The organism is Variovorax sp. FG153, from assembly GCF_057809595.1.
This window is the reverse complement of sequence record NZ_JBMDKG010000023.1, coordinates 38,701-59,509: the sequence shown is the minus strand read 5'-3', so window position 1 is coordinate 59,509 and position 20,809 is coordinate 38,701. Positions and strand designations below refer to the sequence as shown.

At 63.1% G+C, this 20,809-nt stretch carries 21 protein-coding genes and 1 pseudogene; 10 read left to right on the top strand and 12 right to left on the bottom strand.

Annotation, left to right across the window (positions count from 1 at the left end; genetic code table 11):
* Positions 1-110 precede the first annotated feature (110 nt).
* The 5 genes from ACODT0_RS23500 to ACODT0_RS23480 are packed head-to-tail and all read right to left on the bottom strand — an operon-like array spanning position 111 to position 4,498.
* On the bottom strand, positions 111-845 hold the full coding sequence (locus ACODT0_RS23500; protein ID WP_489042405.1) for a TrbJ/VirB5 family protein: 735 nt from the start codon (positions 843-845) through the stop codon (positions 111-113).
* Positions 838-3,345 (bottom strand): VirB4 family type IV secretion/conjugal transfer ATPase, encoded by a 2,508-nt coding sequence (locus ACODT0_RS23495; RefSeq protein WP_489042404.1) that lies wholly within the window; start codon positions 3,343-3,345, stop codon positions 838-840. Before ACODT0_RS23495 ends, ACODT0_RS23500 begins: the two co-directional genes overlap by 8 nt.
* On the bottom strand, positions 3,336-3,725 hold the full coding sequence (locus ACODT0_RS23490; RefSeq protein WP_489042403.1) for a VirB3 family type IV secretion system protein: 390 nt from the start codon (positions 3,723-3,725) through the stop codon (positions 3,336-3,338). Before ACODT0_RS23490 ends, ACODT0_RS23495 begins: the two co-directional genes overlap by 10 nt.
* A 9-nt stretch (positions 3,726-3,734) precedes the next feature.
* Positions 3,735-4,070 (bottom strand): TrbC/VirB2 family protein, encoded by a 336-nt coding sequence (locus ACODT0_RS23485; protein ID WP_261211782.1) that lies wholly within the window; start codon positions 4,068-4,070, stop codon positions 3,735-3,737.
* The gene (locus tag ACODT0_RS23480) at positions 4,067-4,498 is read right to left on the bottom strand and encodes a hypothetical protein (protein WP_489042402.1); all 432 of its coding nucleotides are present in this window, start codon (positions 4,496-4,498) and stop codon (positions 4,067-4,069) included. Before ACODT0_RS23480 ends, ACODT0_RS23485 begins: the two co-directional genes overlap by 4 nt.
* Positions 4,499-4,823: 325 nt before the next feature.
* On the opposite strand from ACODT0_RS23480, the gene ACODT0_RS23475 reads away from it, so the two are divergent.
* Entirely contained in the window at positions 4,824-5,750 is a 927-nt protein-coding gene (locus ACODT0_RS23475) for a ParA family protein (RefSeq protein WP_489042401.1), read from the top strand.
* Entirely contained in the window at positions 5,747-6,655 is a 909-nt protein-coding gene (locus tag ACODT0_RS23470) for a ParB/RepB/Spo0J family partition protein (RefSeq protein ID WP_057590548.1), read from the top strand. The genes ACODT0_RS23475 and ACODT0_RS23470 overlap by 4 nt, the downstream gene beginning before the upstream one ends.
* Positions 6,656-6,969: 314 nt before the next feature.
* Here ACODT0_RS23470 and ACODT0_RS23465 read toward each other — a convergent pair whose 3' ends face one another.
* Both ACODT0_RS23465 and ACODT0_RS23460 read right to left on the bottom strand, forming a co-directional pair.
* Positions 6,970-7,302, bottom strand: coding sequence for a hypothetical protein (locus ACODT0_RS23465; RefSeq protein ID WP_489042400.1), 333 nt, complete (start codon positions 7,300-7,302; stop codon positions 6,970-6,972).
* A gap of 840 nt (positions 7,303-8,142) precedes the next feature.
* On the bottom strand, positions 8,143-8,631 hold the full coding sequence (locus ACODT0_RS23460; protein WP_261211787.1) for a hemerythrin domain-containing protein: 489 nt from the start codon (positions 8,629-8,631) through the stop codon (positions 8,143-8,145).
* 331 nt (positions 8,632-8,962) lie between these two features.
* Between ACODT0_RS23460 and ACODT0_RS23455 the strand changes: the two genes are divergently transcribed.
* Positions 8,963-9,340, top strand: a complete 378-nt coding sequence (locus ACODT0_RS23455; RefSeq protein ID WP_261211789.1) for a hypothetical protein — start codon at positions 8,963-8,965, stop codon at positions 9,338-9,340.
* A gap of 529 nt (positions 9,341-9,869) precedes the next feature.
* Here the strand turns inward: ACODT0_RS23455 and ACODT0_RS23450 are convergent.
* The 5 genes and pseudogenes from ACODT0_RS23450 to ACODT0_RS23430 form a co-directional block, all read right to left on the bottom strand.
* Positions 9,870-10,466, bottom strand: coding sequence for an alpha/beta hydrolase (locus tag ACODT0_RS23450; protein ID WP_261211790.1), 597 nt, complete (start codon positions 10,464-10,466; stop codon positions 9,870-9,872).
* Between the two features lie 216 nt (positions 10,467-10,682).
* The gene (locus ACODT0_RS23445; protein WP_057590540.1) at positions 10,683-10,931 is read right to left on the bottom strand and encodes a GlsB/YeaQ/YmgE family stress response membrane protein; all 249 of its coding nucleotides are present in this window, start codon (positions 10,929-10,931) and stop codon (positions 10,683-10,685) included.
* A gap of 321 nt (positions 10,932-11,252) precedes the next feature.
* Complete coding sequence (locus ACODT0_RS23440) at positions 11,253-11,378, bottom strand: hypothetical protein (RefSeq protein WP_489042447.1); 126 nt, start codon at positions 11,376-11,378, stop codon at positions 11,253-11,255.
* Between the two features lie 127 nt (positions 11,379-11,505).
* A pseudogene (locus ACODT0_RS23435) lies at positions 11,506-11,616 on the bottom strand (hypothetical protein); the annotation flags it as partial.
* Positions 11,617-13,115: 1,499 nt separating this feature from the next.
* On the bottom strand, positions 13,116-13,559 hold the full coding sequence (locus ACODT0_RS23430) for a universal stress protein (protein WP_261211793.1): 444 nt from the start codon (positions 13,557-13,559) through the stop codon (positions 13,116-13,118).
* A gap of 105 nt (positions 13,560-13,664) precedes the next feature.
* Between ACODT0_RS23430 and ACODT0_RS23425 the strand changes: the two genes are divergently transcribed.
* From ACODT0_RS23425 to ccoG, 7 genes are all read left to right on the top strand, one after another.
* Positions 13,665-15,989 (top strand): heavy metal translocating P-type ATPase, encoded by a 2,325-nt coding sequence (locus ACODT0_RS23425; RefSeq protein WP_489042399.1) that lies wholly within the window; start codon positions 13,665-13,667, stop codon positions 15,987-15,989.
* Positions 15,989-16,126, top strand: a complete 138-nt coding sequence (ccoS, locus tag ACODT0_RS23420) for a cbb3-type cytochrome oxidase assembly protein CcoS (RefSeq protein WP_203208236.1) — start codon at positions 15,989-15,991, stop codon at positions 16,124-16,126. The genes ACODT0_RS23425 and ccoS overlap by 1 nt, the downstream gene beginning before the upstream one ends.
* A 65-nt stretch (positions 16,127-16,191) precedes the next feature.
* Positions 16,192-17,631: a cytochrome-c oxidase, cbb3-type subunit I gene (gene ccoN / locus ACODT0_RS23415; RefSeq protein ID WP_261211911.1), complete on the top strand. Its 1,440-nt coding sequence runs from the start codon at positions 16,192-16,194 to the stop codon at positions 17,629-17,631.
* A gap of 9 nt (positions 17,632-17,640) precedes the next feature.
* On the top strand, positions 17,641-18,282 hold the full coding sequence (gene ccoO, locus ACODT0_RS23410; protein ID WP_489042398.1) for a cytochrome-c oxidase, cbb3-type subunit II: 642 nt from the start codon (positions 17,641-17,643) through the stop codon (positions 18,280-18,282).
* Between the two features lie 19 nt (positions 18,283-18,301).
* Positions 18,302-18,442, top strand: coding sequence for a cbb3-type cytochrome oxidase subunit 3 (locus tag ACODT0_RS23405; protein WP_261211798.1), 141 nt, complete (start codon positions 18,302-18,304; stop codon positions 18,440-18,442).
* Positions 18,443-18,455: 13 nt separating this feature from the next.
* Positions 18,456-19,373: a cytochrome-c oxidase, cbb3-type subunit III gene (gene ccoP, locus ACODT0_RS23400; RefSeq protein WP_489042397.1), complete on the top strand. Its 918-nt coding sequence runs from the start codon at positions 18,456-18,458 to the stop codon at positions 19,371-19,373.
* Positions 19,374-19,395: 22 nt separating this feature from the next.
* Positions 19,396-20,808: a cytochrome c oxidase accessory protein CcoG gene (ccoG, locus tag ACODT0_RS23395; protein ID WP_489042396.1), complete on the top strand. Its 1,413-nt coding sequence runs from the start codon at positions 19,396-19,398 to the stop codon at positions 20,806-20,808.
* Position 20,809: the final 1 nt, after the last annotated feature.

The window sequence follows — 20,809 nt, the reverse complement described above, 5'->3', positions numbered from 1 at the left end:
CGATTGGCAGCCCGCTCGCCGTTTGAGAAGCCAGTGGCTTTCCCGAGTCCGCCATGGCGATGACCACGACGGTGGCGCGCCAAAGCGATGTGTTGAGGGGGCAGGGGCGGCTAGGGTGTCGGTGTGAATCGACTGGAGAAGTCACCGTGGCCGGACACCACGCGTTCTCGGGTTCGCTGGCGCAGTCTTGCCTCATCAGCCTGGGACAACTGGTAGAGCGCCTGGAGCTTGGTCTGCTCGTTCGTCAACATGTTCTGCTCCCCCTGGATTCGCGCTTGCAGCTCCTGAATGGCCTTGGGGTCTCGGGCTCGCGCGATGGCGGTGATCAGCGTCTGCAGTGCAGAGAACCTCTGGCTGGTATTCTGAAAAGCCGTCTGGGTCATGCCATCCAGCAAGGCGGCAGATTGACGGCCTTGTTCGACGAGTTGCCTGAGCTCAGGGCTCAGCGCGTCCATCTGCGTCGTCGACAGCACGCTGTTGGCGCTCACGATCGATCGCACCTGTTCCGACAGACCTGCATAGCTTGGCACGGGCGTGTCGAGCGACCTCCTCAGATCGGCATAGTTGCTCGGCAAGTAGTTGCGTGCTGCGTCGGAAGTCGCAAGAAGCTGCTCCATGCCGCGCGAGCCGCTCATCGACTCGTAGGTCTGCTTGAGTTGCTCCTTGGAGGCCTTGAGCTCGTCGAACTGCTTTTGCATGGCAGAGATCTGCTGTTGCCAGTACATGATCTGCTGGATCAGATTGGCAATGGCCGCGAAGTCGATGACCGGGATCCCCGCACGCGCTTGCAGTGGAGCCAGTAGCGCAGCGCAGGTGACAAGCGAGAAAAGCAGCTTTCTAGGCATGTGGAAACTCCTGGGGCGAAGGTCGTTGCGAGCCGTGCTGTAGCAGCGCCTCGCGAAAAGGGGCGAGCCACTGGGTGGGGGCGTCTCCATGGCGCTTCATCAGCGCCTGCATGAGCCGGACGTTGCTGGTACGGCCCGAGATGACGCCCAGCGCATCGTCCAGATGCCTGAGGTCCAACTGGGCCACGACGCTGTCGCGGTTCTGCTTGATGAGGAACTGACGCGATCCGGGCACGAGTTCCTGCTTGACCAGCGCGAACTCACGCTCGGTGAGGTTGAAACCCTCGGTGCAATCCGCGTGGTTGGCCTCGGGGTTCGGAAAGAGGATCTTGGTGGGCGTTTGCTCCACGATGGCTCGCGCGATGCTCGAGCCCAGAACATGGTGCGTGCTTTGTGTGAAGGTCACGATGTTCGCGTTCTTCTTGCGCCACGTCTCCAGGCCGTTCTTTGCGAAGCTCGCGAATGCGGGGTCGTCCAGCAGCTTGGCGAACTCGTCCATCCAGCACACCAGCGGCCGGCCATCGACCATGCAGTTGACGAGATGGAAGAGGTACATGGTCAACGGGGCGCGCACCACGTCGTTGTCGAGGAAATCGGTGACGTCGAAGCCGACCAACGCATGGGCCTCGAGCAGTGGCGCGACGACGTCGTGGTCGTTGTCGAACACCCACGCGTAGTCACCGCGCTCCGAGGCGCACCATTTGCGCAGCCGTGCATGGACACCTTCCGGATCGGTGACGTCCAGGAAAGCCAGCAGGCGCGACAAGCGGCGGTAGGGCGGCGCGAGTGCGAGCGTCCCGTGCAGGGCCTGATCCAGGTCGTCTTCTTGTCGCACGCTCAGGAGCTCGTGAGGCGAGCGCATCACGAGGCGGCGCAGCCATTGCCGCAGGAACTCGAGGTTCGTGGGGACCCCTGCGTCGAGCTGCAGCGGATTGCAGCCGGTGGGACTTCCGTTCTTCAACGGAAGGTACTGACCTCCCAATGCCCGCACGAGGATGTGGAGGCCCTCGTCCTTGTCGAAGATGATCTGGGTGGCGTCCAGCCGGTTGCAGATCGCGACAATGCAAAACCCGAGGAAGGTCGTCTTTCCCGTACCAACGGGCCCGACGCCCGTGACATGGCCCACATCGCGACGGCTACCGCCGTCGGGGCTGCGCGGATCGCTCGCATGCAATGAGAAGTAGTAGGGCGAGCCTGCGCGTGTCGTGAGCATCGCCAGCGCATCGCCCCAAAAGTTTCCGCGCGCGCGACCCGTCGGAAAGTTGTGAAAGGGCGACATGGCCGCGAAGTTGCGGCTCGTGATCGGCGCCTTGCGCGTCCGGTAGCCGAAGTTGCCCGGCAACTGCGCCCAGAACGCGGCCTCGAGTGCCAAGTCCTCGCGTGCGACAACCATCCCGGTGTCGCCGAGCAGGTAGCGGGCCCGCGCGATGTGGTCGTTGAGTTGCTTGAGCCGCGGTACGCCCTCGACGGCGCCTGCACCTTCCTCGGCATCGGCGAGCACATGCAGGCTGAAGTGATGATCGCCGACGACGAAACGGTTGCTGACCAGGTCATCCAGCGCGTCTGCGAGCTCGTCAGCCTGCGAGACGGCCAGATCGCCTGCCGCCGCCATGCGGTTGTGCTGCCGACGCATCATGTCCACGGCGGTGCCTTTGGCCAGGAACGTGAAGCTCTGCGCGAGGATGAACGGAAAGTCGGCCGTGAGAAGACCGCTGAACATGCCGGGCGCCGTGGGCGTCGGGTACTCCTTGATGCCGAGGAAAGCGCCGATGCGACTTTGCGTCCCCGAGCGGTACTCCATGGCTTCGTTGCCGAAGAAGGGGCGGGATGTGGCAAGTACCTCGTTGAGCGGCGATCGTGGCAGCGGTATGCGCTGCCACTCCCCATTGATCAGCATTGCGAAAAACTCGAGCAGCGAGGAGAACGGTTTTTGTGTGCCTATCGGTCGGTAGATGCCCAGTGGCTCGGGGTCGTAGCGCTCCAGTGAGGCCAGTAACTCCTGGCGAAGCTTGGTGCATGTGTCCAGGGAGTCCTTGAGCTCTGCCACGGCGCCCTGTGCGTCGGTTCGCTTGAGGAAGGCCAGCGCCGCGTTGCCGACACGGGTGGACTGGGGACGGTAGACGACGGACAGATAGAGCTCGTTGACCATGAGCCGCTCCTCGGCCATCTTGCGGCGGTAGCGCTGCTCGAGCTCATCGGCAAAGCCGGGGACGGTGCGCCCGGCGGGGTAGCCTGTCTCTCGCCTGCGTACGACGTGGGTCCACAGCGCCAGATGTGGTGATGCGATGTTGCGCAGCAGCACGTTCAGGCGTTCATGCCAGTTGTTGAGGTCCTCGTCGTCAGCGCTCTCGAAGCTTGCGCCCCCCAGGCGCAGGGTCTGGACATAGTCTCCTGAGCGCAGGCGAACCACATGGGCATCGACGTGCGAGGAGAAGGGGATCATCGAGGCCGCGCTCGCTTCGCGGCGCAATGTCGATTCAGAACGGGTGGTCAATCGCACAGCGCACCCTCCACGGCGATCAGCACCTGCACGTGTCGGTCCCGGCGGCGGCCGCGGGCACCAGGCAGGGTCAGAGCGAGCGGGCTGTAGGAGTTGGCGCGCCAGAAGCGCAGGTTTCCGTTGAGCGCCCCTGGCAAGCGCGTGCGGCCCCACAACTGCAGCAGGTCGAAGAAACGTGGCTCGTAGAGGCATACGAGGTAGAGCACGCCATGGATCGGGACGAAGGCGAGCAGCCAGGCGAGGTTCTTCGTGACGATGAAGGATTCGATGGTCACGACGATGTTGAACATCATGGCGGAGTAGGTCACGCCCCAGACCATGGAGGGCCGGGTCATGCCGACGAACAGAGAGTCGGCCGTGATGCCGTGGTTGCGATGCATGGCCACCCCTCAGACGCCGAAGAGGCCTCGGATCCAGGAAACGATCTGTGGGCCCCCGAACACCAGCACCGTACCGATCACCACGGCCACCAGCCACCACCAGCTCAGCCGCCCGAACCAGGCCATCGCACCCGAGACCATCACCGCGACGGCCGCGATGGGTGTCAGGATCGCAACGAGTTGCTGCTGCGCGGCGTTGGCGCCGGTTGCAAACGGGCTGCCCGCATGCGCCATGAGGGGCCACAGCACACACAGAGCGGCGGCGAGCAGGACGCGCAGGGCAAGCGTTGGCGCTCTTGAATGGCGCATCGCCGGACGGTGGATATCACGAGTGTTGAAGTTCATGTGCCACTTTCTTTGTTTCTCACGCTGGTCGGAACAGGGGAAAGAGATCCCGCGGGCGGTGGCGCCGATGGGTCCGCGCTGCCGATGCGTTGCTGATACACGTCCCACCAGCGCGCGGGTGCTCCCGCATCCGAGCGGCGCGCGGTGGGCTTCGTGTCCGTCGACCGTGGTCTGTCGGCGCTGCGCTGCCGCGGCGCAGACGGGCTTTCTTGTAAGGCCGTTGCGAGCTCTCGCTCGAGCGCGACCAGATCCCCGAACGCGCGTGCACGCTCCGTGTCGACTTCGGCCGCGCCTTCGGCATCTGCGGCCTTCAGACGCGCGGCATGACGGCGAGTCAAGGCGTCGATGGACGCTTTGGTGTTCTGGAGCTCCTGTCTGAGGATGGCGACGCGCTCGCTGTTGCGCGTTGCTTGCACGACGGGCGGCATGCTGGGCTCGGCGCCGGCGGATTGGCAAGCCACTGCAGCGAGGATTGTTCCCAGGAGCGTCTTTGGGAGCGCTCCTGAGAACATCTGAAGGCGCGTTCCTTGGCACGTTCCCTGGGGCCTTTCTGGCCATGCCGTCAAGCGCGGTGCCGCAGATGCCTTCGCTACGCGCGTATTGCATCGCATGCAACGCTGGATGAGCCGTTGCACCCCAGGAGGAGGGTTCGAGAAGTTGGTGGAGATTTGCATCGGGTGCAATGTCTGTGCGCGAGGGCTACCACGCCACTATCAGTTCGGGTAGTCATCGGCTGGGCACCTCTGGTCTCCAATGCGCACCTTTGCCGGCAGGCGTTCTCGACGCCGTCGACCGGCGTCGACGCACGGGTCCTTTCAGACCGGCGAACTGCTCCGCACGCTGCGGTGGCTGCACGCTTGCGTCGAACAAACCTTCGACCAAGGGGATGGCATGGGCAAGGTGGTGGTCTTCAGCAATCAGAAGGGCGGGGTGGGGAAGACCACTCTCGCTGTGCTTTACGCGTTCTGGCAACGCGAGAAGCACGACAGATCCGTGTGCCTCATCGACCTTGACACGCAGGGCAACGCCTCCAAGACGCTGCGTGCACATGCCCAGGGTGTGGGCGCAGCCGGGCTTTTTGTGCAAGGGACCGAGGTGAAGGATCAGCTCGCAGGACAAGGCCGGCTTGCATTGGCGCCGGCCTCGAGGAACCTTGCAGACGTCGAACTTGCCAAGGCGGAGGTTGCCATCCCGGTGTTTCGCCGGAACGTCGAGGCTCTGAGCTCGCTGTTTGACGTGGTGGTCATCGACACGCCACCCGCGCTCGGCTTGCGAATGAGCGCCTCACTGATCGCCGCCACCGATGTGGTCTGTCCGATCGAGTTGGAGGAGTACAGCATCGATGGCGTGACCGACATGCTCAAGACGGTCTTCGGTGTGCGTCAGCGCTACAACCCTCAGCTGCGCCTCGCCGGCATCGTGCTCAATCGCTTCAACCCTCACTCCGTGCGGCAAAAGGCAGCGATGCGGCAACTCGTCCAAAGCTTTGCCGAATACATCGTTCCCGCACACATCTCGACGCGCTCGGCCATTCCGGAAGCGTTGTCGCAGGGTGTGTCGGTCTGGACGCTGGCCAAGGGCTCAGCACGTGATGCGTGCTTGGAGGTAAGGGAGGTTTTCGAGCTGCTACAGCGTCGCATGGACGCGCAAGACGTGGCATCTTCGGGCATGCCATCATGAAGGACATCAAGCCACTCGACCTCAGCGGGCTCCACAAGTTTCGGGCTTCCGAGCTTCTCGATTCAGCTGGCACTGCAAGTGCGCTGCAAGCGCCCCTGGAGATCGCGCTCGCGTTGATCGATGCCGATCCCGACCAGCCGCGTCGCCGCGTTGGCGAGCAGGCTCTGGTCGAGCTGAGCGAATCGATTCGTGTGCACGGGGTGCTCGAGCCGGTGTCCGTGCGAGCGAACCGGGCTGCAGCTGGACGCTATCTGATCAACCGCGGCGAGCGGCGCGTGCGTGCCGCTCGACAGGCAGGCTTGATCACGGTGCCCGCGTTTCTGGACGATCGAGCGGACCCCTTCGCTCAGGCTGTGGAGAACCTGCATCGCGAGGACATGTCCCCACTGGACCTCGCGCTGTTCGTCCAACTGCGCGAGGCCGAGGGAATGTCGCGCGCGGACATCGCTCGCAGGCTGGCCAAGTCCCGATCTTTCGTCACGGAGGCGGCCGCGTTGAACGATATGCCGCCGCCGCTCAGGCAAGCGATCGACGAAGGGCGCATCGGCCTTGACCTTCGTGGCCTCTACCGACTTGTGACGGCCTGGCGCCGGGCGCCAGAAACGGTGGCGGCCGCCTTTGAGCGGGACGCACCGACCACCCGCGCGGAGGTTGAAGCGATGCTGGCCACGCAGGAAGCGCCAGGGCCTGCTCCGACGGAGAAGGCCGAGCGCTCTGTTGCCCGGGCGACAGCGACGCGCAGCGCGGGCCGTACGGTGCTGGTGGTCGAACACGGCGGGCGCCGGGGGACATTGCGCATCAAGGCCCACGACGCCGACAAGGGTGAGGTGCGCTTTGCCGACGGGAGTCATGCGGCGCTGCCACTGAGTGAGCTGCGCTTGGTGTGCTGGGCCGCGCAGGAGTAGTGATCGCATCGCAGCGGCTGATTGGCATTCCATCCGGCGCCGGCCGAAGTAAGCAATTTTCCTGGGACCGGGAGCGCTCGATCTCCGAGCAGTCGCGCCCCCCTCAGAACGTTTGCGTGCCTTGGACACCCAACGAGCAATGAGGCGTCCTCAGCGAAGGGGCACCAACTGCTTGAGTGCGCAGGCAATCCACGCGTTGCCATCAGATGGTCCGGCACTTGCAGGCGCCGAGCCGCCGTACTCTCTTGCGAGCGGAGGCCCTTCGCGGCTATCGCCCGCCATCTTTAAGCTGCCGACGCGGCGGTGCAGGCGGCTCAGCCTTGGGGCTCAGCCCTGGATTTCTTTCGTCCGATGGGCGTCGGATTTCGCTCCCTGTAGCGTTCCCACCAGTACAGGGCTGGAAAGGCGATGGCATGAGCGGCGGCGCAGGCGAAGCCGATGACCATGACGATGACGGCGAGAAATGGGAACACCGCGATTCCGATGAAGGTTCTGAGCACACTCATAGGTGGAGAAAGGCGCAAAGTTTCTCTTGAGCCGAGGCCGATTCCGTAGGACGCTTCCGCTGCACCTGCGGCAAGGGCGTCGATGGTGGAACTTCTTGGCGCGGCGGGCCAGCAGTTGGCGACTCTGACATCGGGCTTCAAGAGCCAAGCGGTGCGGTTCGGCCGCTAGCCGCATGGCTCATTTTGACGACGGGCAGACGCTTGCTTCTGCGGGGCTCGGTGGCTTGTCCGCACTGTCGTGCGGCGGGTGGCCCGGCGCAGGGGGGCGTGCGGCGGCACACGCCGATTTGCTGGAACGGGTGGCCGGACGCCACCGACGGTCCAGCGGGCATCAGTGCCGCTTGTTGAAGCTTGCGGTGCTGTCTTTTGCCTTGGACCACGGCGCAGGTCGATGCGATCTCGGATGGACGCGAAGCCTAGATGCATAGTCGACCAGCGCTTGGTCGACCGCATCCTTGCGGAGCAACTGCACCTTTGCGCAGTTCCCACACTGGTAGGCCTCTAACCACGGGAACACTCGCATCCAGGGACGGCGCTCTACGCTCTTCAAATGGACGATGCTGCAGGAGCAGCTGTTGAGAACTGTCATGCTCAATCCGAGGGTATGGGTGGAGCCATCGATTGTCGCATTTGAACGGGGAAATGCATACCATCCGCCGATTTCTTGGGCGAAGGGTCGTATTTGTGACTGATCGGTTATATTTTGTATGTAGAGTATCGGCATGCGCCGAGTGCGTTGTTGCGTGAGACGGCGCTCCTGCGGCGGGGAGCTTTCAGGCGATCGAGTGAGGATGCTTCGACGCCTGGACGCTGGACGACTTGTGGCCTCGGTGGAGGGGCGCGCATTCAGGCGAGTGCGTCTCGCGGTGCGTCAACATGCTCAGCGACGCAGCCCCGCAGGCTTGCTGGAATGTTTGATGGCCCATGCATGGCTCAAAAGAAAGCCCGCCGAAAGGCGGGCTCTTACGGGCGCGACGAAGCTCATGCGCCGGCCATCACCTCGGCCATCAATTCTTCCTTGCGCGCCATCAACTGCTCGCGCATGGCCACGAGGTCCAGACCCTTGGCGGCACGGGCCTTCGGGAACATCTCGTTGCGCTCTTCCTTCACATGGTGGTCGATGTACTCGCCGAGCACCTTCACCTTGGCATCGAACATCTCGTCGATGTCCTCGGCTTCCTGGATCTGAGCGATGAGATCCTTGGCGCTCGCGTGTTCGACCTCAGCCTCGTCCAGCAAGTCGGTCTCCTTGATGGCCTCCCGCACCGCGGGGTAGAAGATTTCTTCCTCGAGCTGGGTGTGTACTGTGAGTTCTGCGCAGATCTGCTGCGCAAGCTCGCGCTTTTGTGCGGTTGCGCGGGCCGACTTCGAGCTGGCGACTTCGTCGTAGGCGGTGAACATCTTCTTGACGTTCTTGTGGTCGGTGTCCAGCAGGCTGCAGGCATCGGGCTGGGAACGATTCGTGGTCATGGCATAGCTCCTGTGATATGGGTCATGGGGAGCTCAAGATCGGATCCTCGTCTCGATAGGGCCGTAGGCGATAGGCGCATCGCTTCGCCAGAATTCTCGAAAGCCCGCCAAACGCTATGGCAGTCAGAAAGGTCCGATTCGTTGGTGCGACAAGCACATCGGATCCCGAGAGCACTTGCGTTCGGCCAAGATGCGCTGCGCCAGTCGTGCGTGGGCACCGCTGCAACGGCGAATGAGGCTGAGCGGGTTGATTGCAGACGCTCTTGAAATTTTTTGCCGCTGCCGCTAACTTGAACCCGTCGAAGTTTGGGTCGACGAAGAGGAGGTTTGTATGACCACAAGCTTGCGTCAACAGATCGTGACTTCTCGTCTACCGATGCCGATCTATCGAAACGAAGAGCTCGATCAACTCCGCATCTTGCGGGCTGCCGGGCTTGTCGTCGCGGCTCTTCCCGATCCCGGCGGATTCGCCGGTCCGTTCGGTGAAGGTCTCGCAGCGCAGGTGCTGACCGTGACGCAGAAGGGTCGTGAGGAATTGGATCGATTTGAGTATCCCGGCGCTCGGGCGCCGCTTTGGCGACAGCGCATGCCGCGGATCTTCACGCGGCACCGCACGACGCCGCCGTCCTCGAGCAACTCTTCATCCGCACGCTGCAGTAGCGCGGCGCCCGACCTGCTGCCTTTCTCGGCCGCAAGAGGAATTGCCTAGGGCTTGGGGTGCGAACCGTGTAGCGGGGGCAAGCCTGGGTCTGCCTGCGGCACTCAAGGTGAACAGGTCCGAGTTTCTTTCGGCCCGTTGGCGAGGAAATTTGATTCCCGCAGCGACTCGTTCGAACCGAACGCGCCCCGAGGCATGGATGGCAGCGCCTGTCAGCGCGTGAGGAGGCGGCGTAGGCCAGGCGATCGAGCATCGCCGTTTGAGGCCTCCTGTAACCGTCGAGACGGAAAGCAGGTCGATCTGCTGAGGGGGAGCGCAGGGCTTTCATCCCCGGCGACGGGTGGGGCCGTACAGCACCGCTGCCGAAGCGGGCAAGGACGTGTATCCCCTGGTGGGCGGCTGGCGTCGCGCGCTGTCAGCTCGCCGGAGAAAGAAATTCGATGAGCGCCGCATTCACTCGTCCGGGGTCTTCGTGATGCAGCCAGTGCGAGGCCTTCTCGAGCCGCACAATGTCCGCATCTCGGCAAAACGGCAGAGCTGCGGCGGCAAGCCCCGGTTCAAGCGCAGCATCCGCTTCACCTCAGATGATGCGCACCTTCGCGTCGATCAAGCCTTGATGTGGTCGCGCGAGCGGCAGCGCGCGATACCACCGCAGCATCGCGGCGACCGCTCCCGGCTGCGCCCAAGCCTCACGATAAGCGCGCAGTTCGGCATCCTTGAAGGTGTGGGGGCGTGCACTGCGAGTCAGCGCCTTCTCCAGCAGCGCGAAGTTCCGTGCTGCGAGCACAGCGTCTGGCACAAAGGGCACTTGGAAAAATGCGATGTAGCTGCTGCGCAGCATTTGAAGGGGATGGCTGAGCGTGTACAAGAACATGCTGGCCGGGTGAGGCGCGTTGAGGATGGCGAGACGATCGACGGCCGTCTTGTCGCGAGCGGCCAGATGCCAAGCCACCATGCCGCCCCAATCGTGGCCCACCAGGCTGAATCGAGGCGCCCGAAGATGCTCGGCCAGCTCGCGAATGTCGTCGGCCAGGGTGTCGAGGGCGTAGGCAGAGATCGAACCGGGTTTGTCCGAGTTTCCGTAGCCGCGCTGATCAGGGATCGCGACGCGAAAGCCTGCATCGACCAGGGGACCGATCTGCTTGCGCCAAGCACCCCCAGTATTCTGGAAAGCCATGCAGCAGGATGACCAAAGGCGCATCCTCACTGCCTGCGAGAGCCACGTGCAAGGCGATGCCGTTCACGTGAATGGTGCGATGCGTGAGGGTGGCTAGGCTCGACATGGTTAGTTTCGATCGACAAGGCAGGGCTCTGGGTGTTGGTGTTTCAAGCCGGCCTGCCCTGGCTGCCCTGTCTCCCCTTCATGTGCGCCTGCTGCGCTCTTCGCTCCTGTTCAGGAGCGCTTGCGGACGGCGCCGTAGATGGCCAGCACGACCACTGCACCGACGACGGAAGCCACGAAGCCTGCTCCAGCGCCCGCTTCATACCACCCCAGGGCGCGTCCGAGATAAGTCGCGAGCAGGGCGCCGACGATGCCCAGAACGGTGGTCCATATGAAGCCAAGGGCTTGGCGCCCAGGCATCACGGCACGCGCGACCAAGCCTGCGACGAAGCCGATCAAAATGGTCCAGAGGAATGACATAAGCACTTCGATATTTGTGGAGGAACAACAAGCGCACAGTTCAGTCGCGCCCCAAGCGGTCGCTGCGATAGCCAAGGCCGATGTTCAGGAAGCCGAGTACAAGACCCCGTAGGCCCGGAAGCCGTCGCCGCGAATGATCCCAACATTGAAGCTGGGCGGTGGTGTTGCTTGTAGGCGCAATCCGAGAAGCGGGTCGGATGTCAAATCTCCAACCCGGCATTTCGTCGGCCGGCCCTGAGGCCGCCGATAAGGGTTGGCGTTTCTCTTCGGGTTCACCGATGCTGCGGCGTGGTGCTCGACACGGCATCGGCGGGCATGCCGTCAGCACCACGCCCCGAAGTACTGCTCAGCAACGGCCCTTCTTCGCTTGTCCCGGCGGGCAGTGATACGGTCCGTGTTCATGATGGCGATGAGCGTCCCGATCGCGACGGCGCTCGTGTCTTTCATGGTGCTCGTGCCTCTCGCGCCACCCTTCACGCCGTCGCCAGTTCCCTTCGCTCCAGCGCCATCCTCCACGATCCTCGACCCAACGACCCGGCGCGTAGTCGTAACCTGCGCGGGCCTTCACCCACCGACCTGGGCGCCAGGCGTAGTCTTGACCATTCCATGCCCATCGTCCCGGTACCCAGACAAAGCCGCCTCGCGGTGCAGGTGGCGCTTCATAGCGCGGAGCCGGCGGCGCCATGATGACCAGACCGGGTACGTTGATGTTGACGGCAACCTGTGCGGTTGCAGGCGGGCAGATGCCGAAGAAGGACAGGGCGCCTGCCAGGGCAAGTGCATTGAGATGGAGTTTCATGGGCTCAGCGTTCCTTGTTAGTGGGGCTTCGTTTCAACGCGAGCCGCATGCCGATCTTCGCCCCGCGGCAGGGCGATGTGCAAGCTGACAAGGTTGTTCGTTGATTCTCGTAGAACGCGGGGCACCTGCGGGCGCTCGCGCCCTCGCCCAATCCCGGGTCGGTGGATGAAACAGGATAGCGCGGCCGCAAGGGATGAAGCGGTCAGCTGCAATCGCGTTGTGTACCGGGCAGGAGAATGCACAAGCCGTGGTCAAGAACTGGGCCTGGGGGCGCTAGCCCGAGGCGTTGGGCCGCATGCGAGCGCAACATGCTCGCCATTCTCTCGGAGGTCAAACAGATGTTGGCCCAGCAGGGCAGCTCGCCAGGCACTCCGGTGCAAAAAAGGCCGCAGAACCGGTCCGGTCATCTGGTGTTCCCTGCGGCGGTCGAACGGTGCTGGTGGTGGTGGACGCGGGGCGCTGGGGATCCTTGCATCAGGGCTCTCTGATGGCGACGAAGCGCAGGTTCAGTGCGCCGACGGGCTACATGTGGCGCTGCCGCCTGGCGAGTCGCGACTGGTGTGCTGGCTCGTGCAGGAGCAGGAACTCTAAAGCTCGCGGCAATCGCTTGATCCGGGGCAACGAAGAGGCGAGATGCTCGGCTTGGTGGCAGCAGTGAACGTGACACACCAAATCGCTCAAGTCTTGCCAATCGGTAGCATGACCGTCGGCGCATACGTCAAGAGCATCTAACTAGAGCTACGAGTTCACACCCGTGCTCATGCGGTGGTCGAAACATCGAACGAGGGCTGCTTTTACGCCCTTGCCGAGAGATCGCATGGCAGAGGCGGGGGCCTGTGGCCGTGCAGTTGCTGCTTTGCCAGATTTCGCGATGGGCAGCGGCCCTGGGCCCAGTTGCTCTGCTATGCCCGGCGCCGCCAAGATGCTCGGTCGGCACTTGGCCCGTGACTGGTATGGCGTCGCGATGCGCCAGTCCGCACAATGATTGGATGGCAGCACTCATGGATGGGTTCGGCGAAACGCCGATTGCCGATTGTGAGCACCGACCTTCGACTGCTGGAGGCATGCAGCCTTCGCGTCAACGGTCTTGAGCCGAGCTCAGTTCATCCGCGTCAACGGAGCAAGGGGAGTAGCCGTATGCGGTGTGCTCCACGATGAACCTGGGAAGCAGGAATCGCCGAATATCGTGAGGGAGACCAGGCCTCGTTGTTTCCGCAATGGACTTTCCGTTCACGCTCAACGTCGGGTGTGGTTGCCGTGCGCCTAAGCGGAGAAGCCCGCGCAGGTGCATACCACCAGCGTTGACCCGTTTTACCGCGTTGAATGGCGCTGAAGCGCTCGCCTCCAGCAGCCTCGATCTCCAGGCCACCTCGCTGGATGCGCCATCAGCGTAGTACGAGTACCGGCACGGTCGTCTGAGTCAAGACGTGTTGAGTTTCGCTGCCGAGCAGCAGGCGCTGCAAACCCCTGCGCCCGTGCGACGCCATGACGATCAAGTCGCTGCGGTGCTTGCGCGCGGTAGCGATGATGGATTCCGCGACCAGATCGGAACTCATCGCGACTGTCTTGGCGACCACGCCTTTGTCGCTTGCTTGACTGGCGATGGAATCCAGCATTCCCTGCGCTTTTTCTGCCCACTGCTTCTCGATCCTGCCAATCTCTTCCGCCGAGAAAGTGGCTGCGCCCTCAAGAAAGCTTTGCGGATAGCGGGGGATGACATGCAGTACGACGAGATCGGCATTGCCTTGTGCCGCCATCTCAACGGCGCGTGACACGGCTTTCTTCGATAAGGGAGAGCCGTCGGTCGCGACAAGTATGCGTTGAAACACGATAGATGCGAAAGGGAGAGTTGCACTCGAGCCTAGGGGGCACTTCTCGCACACGGCTTGATCCAGATCAACTCGCACGTATTGCAGAGCCTCTAGTCTTGAATGATGCAAGCCAGCATCGCCTCTCTGCCCTTCAACTCCGAGGTCTTGATCAAGACCTCTCAGGCATGGGAGGCGCTCGACGATCAGCAGGAATGGACCGAATTCAGCGACAGGGTTGCGATCGATCCGAAGGACGATCGCTGGACCTCACAAGTCATGGTCGGCGGCATGCGTTGCACCGCGTGTGGATTCAGCGTCGAAGCCGTGCTTCGTGCACTACCGGGTGTGCTCGAAGCCCAGGTCAATCCGGCCAGCCGAAGAGCGCGCATCGTATGGGTGTCTACCGTTACCAAACCTTCTGTTTGGTTCGAGGCTTGCGCCGCGGCCGGCTATCCATTGCTGCCAGCAAGCCCAACATCGGTACACGGTGAGAATGCGCGTGAACTGCGCACCGCCCTTTGGCGGTGGCTGGTATCGGGCTTGTGCATGATGCAAGTCATGATGTATGCCTACCCGGCATACATCGCGAGGCCCGGCGAGATGTCATCGGACGCGCTGGAACTGCTGCGCTGGGCATCCTGGGTTCTCACGCTACCCGTGATGCTTTTCTGCTGCGGCCCGTTTTTTCGCAGTGCCTGGCGCGACCTGCGAGCGGGACGAATCAGCATGGAGCTCCCAGTTGCCTTTGGCGTGGCAATCACATTCGTCGTCAGCACGGCCGCGACTTTTGACCCGAATGGCTCCTGGGGCCAGGAAGTCTATTTCGATTCGCTGACGATGTTTGTCTTCTTCCTTCTCACAGGCCGCTGGCTCGAGGCGAAGCTCAAGACGCGGACTGCCGGCGCGCTCGACGCGCTGTTGCACCGATTGCCGGACAGCGTTGAACGCTTAAGCGGCGATGAGCGATGGCAGCGTGTGTCACCTCGACAGCTTGTGGTAGGCGATATCGTGCGAGTGTGGCCTGGCGAAGCTTTTCCGGCCGATGGCCTGCTGGTCGACGGCGACACCAGCGCAGATGAGGCGTTGCTTTCCGGCGAGTCGCGTCCGGTTCCACGCGGGCGCGGAGACTGCGTGCTTGCGGGCAGTCATAACATTTCTGCGCCAGTGAAAATGCGTGTGGAGCGTGTGGGAGCGGAAACGCGCTTTGCAAACATCGTGCGGCTTATGGAACGTGCGGCGCTTGAGAAGCCGCGGCTCGTCCGCTTGGCCGATCGATTCGCATATCCGTTTTTGTGGGGGGTACTGGTATCAGCCGCTGTCGCTGCCGCGTTGTGGTGGTCCGATGGTCCAGGTAAGGCATTGATGGTGGCTGTATCCGTGTTGGTCGTCACCTGTCCGTGCGCATTGTCCCTTGCCACGCCCGCGGCCATGTTGGCAAGCGCGGGTGCCTTGGCGCGTGCTGGAGTACTGACGGCCAACCTGCAATCCTTGGAGACGTTGGCGAGCATAGACACTGTCGTTTTCGACAAGACCGGCACACTGACCACCGACACGCCTCAGCTGGAGCGTGTGTACTGTCGCCGAGGGCTTCTCCCTGGCGACGCACTGGAGATTGGCGCGGCCCTGGGTAGCCTTTCTCTGCATCCCGCCGCTAGGGCCTTGGTAAATGCATGGTCAGCTCAGTTCCGAAATCCACCGCAGTGGGAGCTGTCCGGAACGCTCGAGATGGCGGGGCAGGGTGTGCAAGCCAGTCGTCGGCGCGCGAACTCAAAGTTTTCTCCAAATCCCGAGATCAAGACACGGCTCGGATCGGCGACGTTTTGCACCGTGCAGCCGCTGCAGATCGATGGAATGCAGATCCATTTGACTGATGACCAAGGGTGGATGGCAAGCTTCGTTCTGTCCGAGAACCTGCGCGCTGATGCAGCGCAAGCCGTCGTTGCCTTGAAGCGCCAGGGCATTTCGGTACGCATGCTGTCGGGAGATCAGGACGCTTCCGCGCGAAGGGCGGCAGCGCGTGCGGGTATCGCAGCGGTGCAAGGTGAATGTACGCCGGAAGAAAAGCTCAATGTCCTCTGGCGTCTACAGGCCGAGGGCAGGCGCGTGGTCATGATCGGTGACGGCTTGAACGACGGACCGAGCCTCGCTCGAGCCGATGCGTCGTTCGCGTTTGGTGAGTCGGTTCCGATGTCGCGTGCAAAAGCCGACTTCGTCGTCCTGGGCGATGAGCTGATCAAGATCCCTGACGCGATGGCACAAGCGCGACGCACGCTGCAAGTGATCAGGCAGAACCTGGCCTGGGCGGCAGGGTACAACGCCATTTGCGTTCCCGTCGCGATCGTGGGTTGGCTCCCGGCGTGGCTTGCAGGACTTGGCATGGCAGCAAGCTCCCTTGCAGTGCTGCTGAACGCCTCAAGACTCGCACTAGCGCGTCAAGCGAAGGCCTGATGGAAATTCTTTTCCTCCTCATCCCGCTGTCGGTCGTTCTGGTGCTCGCGATTCTCGGTGGGCTATGGTGGGCGATCGAGCGTGGCCAGTTTGACGATGTCGACGCAGAGGGTGAACGCATCCTGCACGTCGATTGATTTGGATCAAGCCTCGAAGGCGGCCCCGCGCGGAAACTGCCCGCAACTCAATCAAGGGCACGATGATGCAAGCACCGACAACACCCGCCGTGGAATACGACGACACAGTCGTGCGGCAATTTGCGCTGATGTCCGTGGTGTGGGGAGTGATCGGCATGCTAGTGGGCGTGGTCATTGCCTCACAGCTGACATGGCCCGAACTCAATCTTGGCGTTCCATGGCTCAGCTACGGGCGCTTGCGACCACTGCACACCAACGCAGTCATCTTCGCGTTCGGTGGCTGCGCGCTGATGGCCACAAGCTTCCACGTGGTCCAGCGCACCTGCCAGGTGCGGCTCTTCGCACCCAAGCTCGCTTCCTTCGTTTTCTGGGGCTGGCAGGCGGTGATCGTGGCTGCCGCCATCAGCCTCCCGATGGGGTATACCAGCGGCAAGGAATACGCAGAGCTGGAGTGGCCTATCGACCTGTTGATCGCAGTGGTCTGGGTGGCCTATGCCGTCGTGTTCTTCGGCACTGTCGGAACGCGCAAGGTGCGCCACATCTACGTGGCGAACTGGTTCTTCGGCTCCTTCATCATCGCGGTGGCGCTGCTGCATATCGTCAACAGCGCCGAGATCCCGGCGGGCTGGATGAAGAGCTACTCAGCCTATGCCGGCGTGCAGGACGCCATGGTGCAATGGTGGTACGGCCACAATGCCGTCGGCTTCTTCCTCACAGCCGGCTTCCTGGGGATGATGTACTACTACATCCCCAAGCAGGTTGGCCGGCCGGTGTATTCGTACCGGCTGTCCATCGTCCACTTCTGGGCGCTGATCTTCACCTACATGTGGGCGGGTCCGCACCACCTGCACTACACCGCGCTGCCCGACTGGACCCAGTCGCTCGGCATGGTGTTCTCTTTGATCCTGCTGGCGCCGAGCTGGGGCGGCATGATCAACGGAGTGATGACGCTCTCGGGCGCCTGGCACAAGTTGCGCACCGACCCGATCCTGCGCTTCCTCATCGTGGCGCTGTCGTTCTACGGCATGTCGACTTTCGAGGGGCCGATGATGTCCATCAAGACCGTCAACGCCCTGAGCCACTACACCGACTGGACCGTCGGCCATGTGCACTCCGGCGCGCTCGGCTGGGTGGGCTTCATCACCATGGGCTCGCTCTACTACCTGATCCCACGCATGTACGGCCGTACCGCCATGTACAGCACGAAGGCCATCGAGGCGCATTTCTGGATCGCCACCGTCGGCATCGTGCTGTACATCGCGGCGATGTGGATCGCCGGCGTGATGCAGGGCCTGATGTGGCGCTCCATCAACCCCGACGGCACGCTCACCTACACCTTCGTGGAGAGCGTGAAGGCCACCTTCCCGTTCTACCTGGTGCGCGTGATCGGCGGCGTTCTCTACCTCAGCGGGATGCTGCTGATGGCCTGGAACGTCTGGATGACCGTCATCTCCGGCCTTGCGGTGCGCGCCGAGATCCCGCCCCCCGCCATGGCCCATGCCTGAGGACGCACGATGAACCAGAAAACCTCCGGCTCGAGTTCCAGCTCCAGCGGCTTCACGCACGAGAAGATCGAGACCAACAACCTGCTGATGATCGTGCTGATCCTCGTCGTGGTGGCCGTGGGCGGCCTCGTAGAGATCGCGCCGCTGTTCTTCCAGAAGTCGACCACCGAAGCGGTGCAGGGCGTCAAGCCACTCACGCCGCTGCAGCTCGCCGGGCGCGACGTCTACCTGCGGGAGGGTTGCTACAACTGCCACTCGCAGATGATCCGCCCCTTCCGCTCGGAGACGCTGCGCTACGGCCACTACTCGGTGGCGGGTGAGTTCGTCTACGACCACCCGTTCCAGTGGGGCAGCAAGCGCACCGGGCCTGACCTGCACCGCGTGGGTGGCAAGTACAGCGACGAGTGGCACCGCATCCACCTGAACAACCCGCGCGACGTCGTGCCCGAGTCGAACATGCCGGCCTACAGCTGGCTGGAGAAGACGCTTGTCGACGCCGAATCGCTGCCGGCCCACATGCGTGCGCTGCGCCGCGTTGGCGTGCCCTACACCGACGCGGAGATCGCCAAGGCTTCGGAAGAGGTCACGGGCAAGACCGAGATGGAGGCCACGGTGGCCTACCTGCAATCTCTGGGCCTGGCTCTCAAGTAAGCAACAAGAGACTGCAACCATGACCGACCTCACCACATTGCGCATAGCCGCCACCGTCGTCTGTTTTGCGCTTTTCATCGGCATCGTGATCTGGGCGTACTCGCGTCGCAACGCGCGCGGCTTCCAGGATGCTGCACGACTGCCCTTCGAGCAGGACTGAGGAGCGCACGATCATGAGCGATTTCATCAGCCATTTCTGGTCCGACTACGTGGCCGTGATCTCGTTGCTGAGCATCCTCGGCTGCGTGCTGCTGCTGTGGTTCACCGCCCGCAAGCGGGTCGCGGCCAGCGCCGACAACACCACGGGCCACGTCTGGGACGAAGACCTTCGCGAGGCCAACAATCCGCTGCCCATGTGGTGGATCGGTCTGTTCGTGCTGACCATCGTCTTCGGGCTCGGCTACCTGGCGGTCTTTCCGGGACTGGGAAGCTTTCACGGCAAATCCGACTGGAGTTCGCGCGGACAGTACGACGCGGAGATTGCCAAGGCGAAGCAGGAACTTGCCCCCGTCTATGCAAAGTACGCCGCCATGCCCGTCGAGGAGATCGCCAGGGACACACAGGCCAAAGCCATCGGCGAGCGGCTCTTCATGAACAACTGCGCGCAGTGCCACGGCTCCGACGCACGCGGCAGCAAGGGCTTTCCGAACCTGACCGACAAGGACTGGCTGCATGGCGGCACGCCCGAGAAGATCGTCGAGAGCATCACCAAGGGCCGCGTCGGCGTGATGCCGCCGATGGCCGCAGCCGTCGGCACCACAGACGACGTGAAGAACGTCGCGAACTACGTGCTGAGCCTGGCAGGCGAACCGCATGATTCGGTGCGTGCCGGCCTCGGAAAGTCGAAGTTCACGGCCTGTGCGGCCTGCCACGGCATCGGTGGCGTTGGCAATCAGGTCTTGGGCGCCCCCAATCTCAGCGACAAGGTGTGGCTTCACGGCTACGGCGAGTCCGCGATCATCGAGATGATCAACACGGGCAAGCAAAACGAGATGCCAGCGCAGGAAGGTCGCCTCACGGAAGCGCAGATCCGGATGCTCGCCTCGTACGTCTGGTGCCTGTCCAACAACACGTCCACGGCCACCCCTTGAGATCCGAGAACGGCGCAATGCCATGACCCGGAAGATCATTCCCATCGTCAGCGCTGGCAGCGAGGAGGTCGGGCTCTACGAGGCCACGAAGAAGATCTACCCCCGCAGCGTGCGCGGCATGTTTGCGCGCTGGCGATGGGCCATGGTCTTTCTCACCCAGCTGCTGTTCTACGGCCTGCCGTGGGTGGAGTGGGGTGGGCGGCAGATGGTGCTGTTCGACTTGGCCGCGCGTCGCTTCTACATCTTCGGGCTAGTGCTGTACCCGCAGGACCTGATCTATCTCTCGGGCCTGCTGGTCATCAGCGCGCTGTCGCTCTTCCTGTTTACTGCGGTGGCCGGGCGGCTGTGGTGCGGCTACGTCTGCCCGCAGACGGTCTACACCGAGATCTTCATGTGGGTCGAGCACAAGATCGAGGGCAACCGCACCGCACGCATGCGGCTGGACGCCGAACCGATGTCGCTCGAGAAGCTGGTGAAGAAGTGGTTCAAGCACATCGTCTGGATCGGCATCGCGCTGTGGACCGGTTTTACCTTCGTGGGTTACTTCACGCCGATCCGCGAACTGGGCATGGCCTTCCTGCAGACGCAGATGGGCTCATGGGAGGAGTTCTGGGTCTTCTTCTACGGCTTCGCCACCTATGGCAATGCCGGCTTCATGCGCGAGCAGGTCTGCAAGTACATGTGCCCCTATGCGCGCTTCCAGAGCGCCATGTTCGACCGCGACACGCTCATCGTCACCTACGACCCCGGACGCGGCGAGCCGCGCGCGCCTCGCCGCAAGGGCCACGACCCGCGCACGCTGGCGCTGGGCGACTGCATCGACTGCGGCCTGTGCGTGCAGGTGTGCCCGACCGGCATCGATATCCGCCAGGGCCTGCAGTACGAATGCATCGGCTGCGGACTTTGCGTGGATGCCTGCGACACCGTCATGCAGAAGATGGCCTACCCGCCACGGCTGATCCGCTACGACACGCAGAACGGCATGGAGGCCGGCTGGTCGCGTCGGCAATTGTTGCGGCGTGTGCTCCGGCCACGCGTGCTGGTCTACACGACGATCCTGGCGGCACTTGTGATCGGACTGCTGGCCAGCCTTGTCGTGCGTACGCCATTCAAGGTCGACGTGGTGCGCGACCGCGCCTCGCTGGCCCGCATTGCCGAGGGCGGGCGGCTCGAGAACGTCTACCGGCTCCAGATCATGAACGCCACCGAGAAGTCGCGGCACTACCGCATCGCCGCCGACGGGCTGGATGGCCTCGGCGTCTCGCCCGACGAGCCGGTGACGGTCAATGCGGCCGAGTCGCGCTGGGTTGCGGTGCGATTGCAGGTCCCCTACGGCACTGTGCCCGCCGGTTCGCACACGGTGCATTTCCGCATTCGCGACGAGGACAGTGGAACGCAGGTTTCGGAAAAGGCGGCCTTCCTGGTGCCGCGCTGAA

Coding starts and splice junctions, on each gene's coding strand:
- ACODT0_RS23500 (WP_489042405.1), bottom strand. CDS start 845: ATGCCTAGAAAGCTGCTTTTCTCGCTTGTCACCTGCGCTGCGCTACTG.
- ACODT0_RS23490 (WP_489042403.1), bottom strand. CDS start 3,725: ATGCATCGCAACCACGGCATCACGGCCGACTCTCTGTTCGTCGGCATG.
- ACODT0_RS23485 (WP_261211782.1), bottom strand. CDS start 4,070: ATGAACTTCAACACTCGTGATATCCACCGTCCGGCGATGCGCCATTCA.
- ACODT0_RS23480 (WP_489042402.1), bottom strand. CDS start 4,498: ATGCCGCCCGTCGTGCAAGCAACGCGCAACAGCGAGCGCGTCGCCATC.
- ACODT0_RS23475 (WP_489042401.1), top strand. CDS start 4,824: ATGCGCACCTTTGCCGGCAGGCGTTCTCGACGCCGTCGACCGGCGTCG.
- ACODT0_RS23470 (WP_057590548.1), top strand. CDS start 5,747: ATGAAGGACATCAAGCCACTCGACCTCAGCGGGCTCCACAAGTTTCGG.
- ACODT0_RS23460 (WP_261211787.1), bottom strand. CDS start 8,631: ATGACCACGAATCGTTCCCAGCCCGATGCCTGCAGCCTGCTGGACACC.
- ACODT0_RS23455 (WP_261211789.1), top strand. CDS start 8,963: ATGACCACAAGCTTGCGTCAACAGATCGTGACTTCTCGTCTACCGATG.
- ACODT0_RS23450 (WP_261211790.1), bottom strand. CDS start 10,466: ATGGCTTTCCAGAATACTGGGGGTGCTTGGCGCAAGCAGATCGGTCCC.
- ACODT0_RS23445 (WP_057590540.1), bottom strand. CDS start 10,931: ATGTCATTCCTCTGGACCATTTTGATCGGCTTCGTCGCAGGCTTGGTC.
- ACODT0_RS23440 (WP_489042447.1), bottom strand. CDS start 11,378: ATGAAAGACACGAGCGCCGTCGCGATCGGGACGCTCATCGCCATCATG.
- ACODT0_RS23425 (WP_489042399.1), top strand. CDS start 13,665: ATGCAAGCCAGCATCGCCTCTCTGCCCTTCAACTCCGAGGTCTTGATC.
- ccoS (WP_203208236.1), top strand. CDS start 15,989: ATGGAAATTCTTTTCCTCCTCATCCCGCTGTCGGTCGTTCTGGTGCTC.
- ccoN (WP_261211911.1), top strand. CDS start 16,192: ATGCAAGCACCGACAACACCCGCCGTGGAATACGACGACACAGTCGTG.
- ccoO (WP_489042398.1), top strand. CDS start 17,641: ATGAACCAGAAAACCTCCGGCTCGAGTTCCAGCTCCAGCGGCTTCACG.
- ACODT0_RS23405 (WP_261211798.1), top strand. CDS start 18,302: ATGACCGACCTCACCACATTGCGCATAGCCGCCACCGTCGTCTGTTTT.
- ccoP (WP_489042397.1), top strand. CDS start 18,456: ATGAGCGATTTCATCAGCCATTTCTGGTCCGACTACGTGGCCGTGATC.
- ccoG (WP_489042396.1), top strand. CDS start 19,396: ATGACCCGGAAGATCATTCCCATCGTCAGCGCTGGCAGCGAGGAGGTC.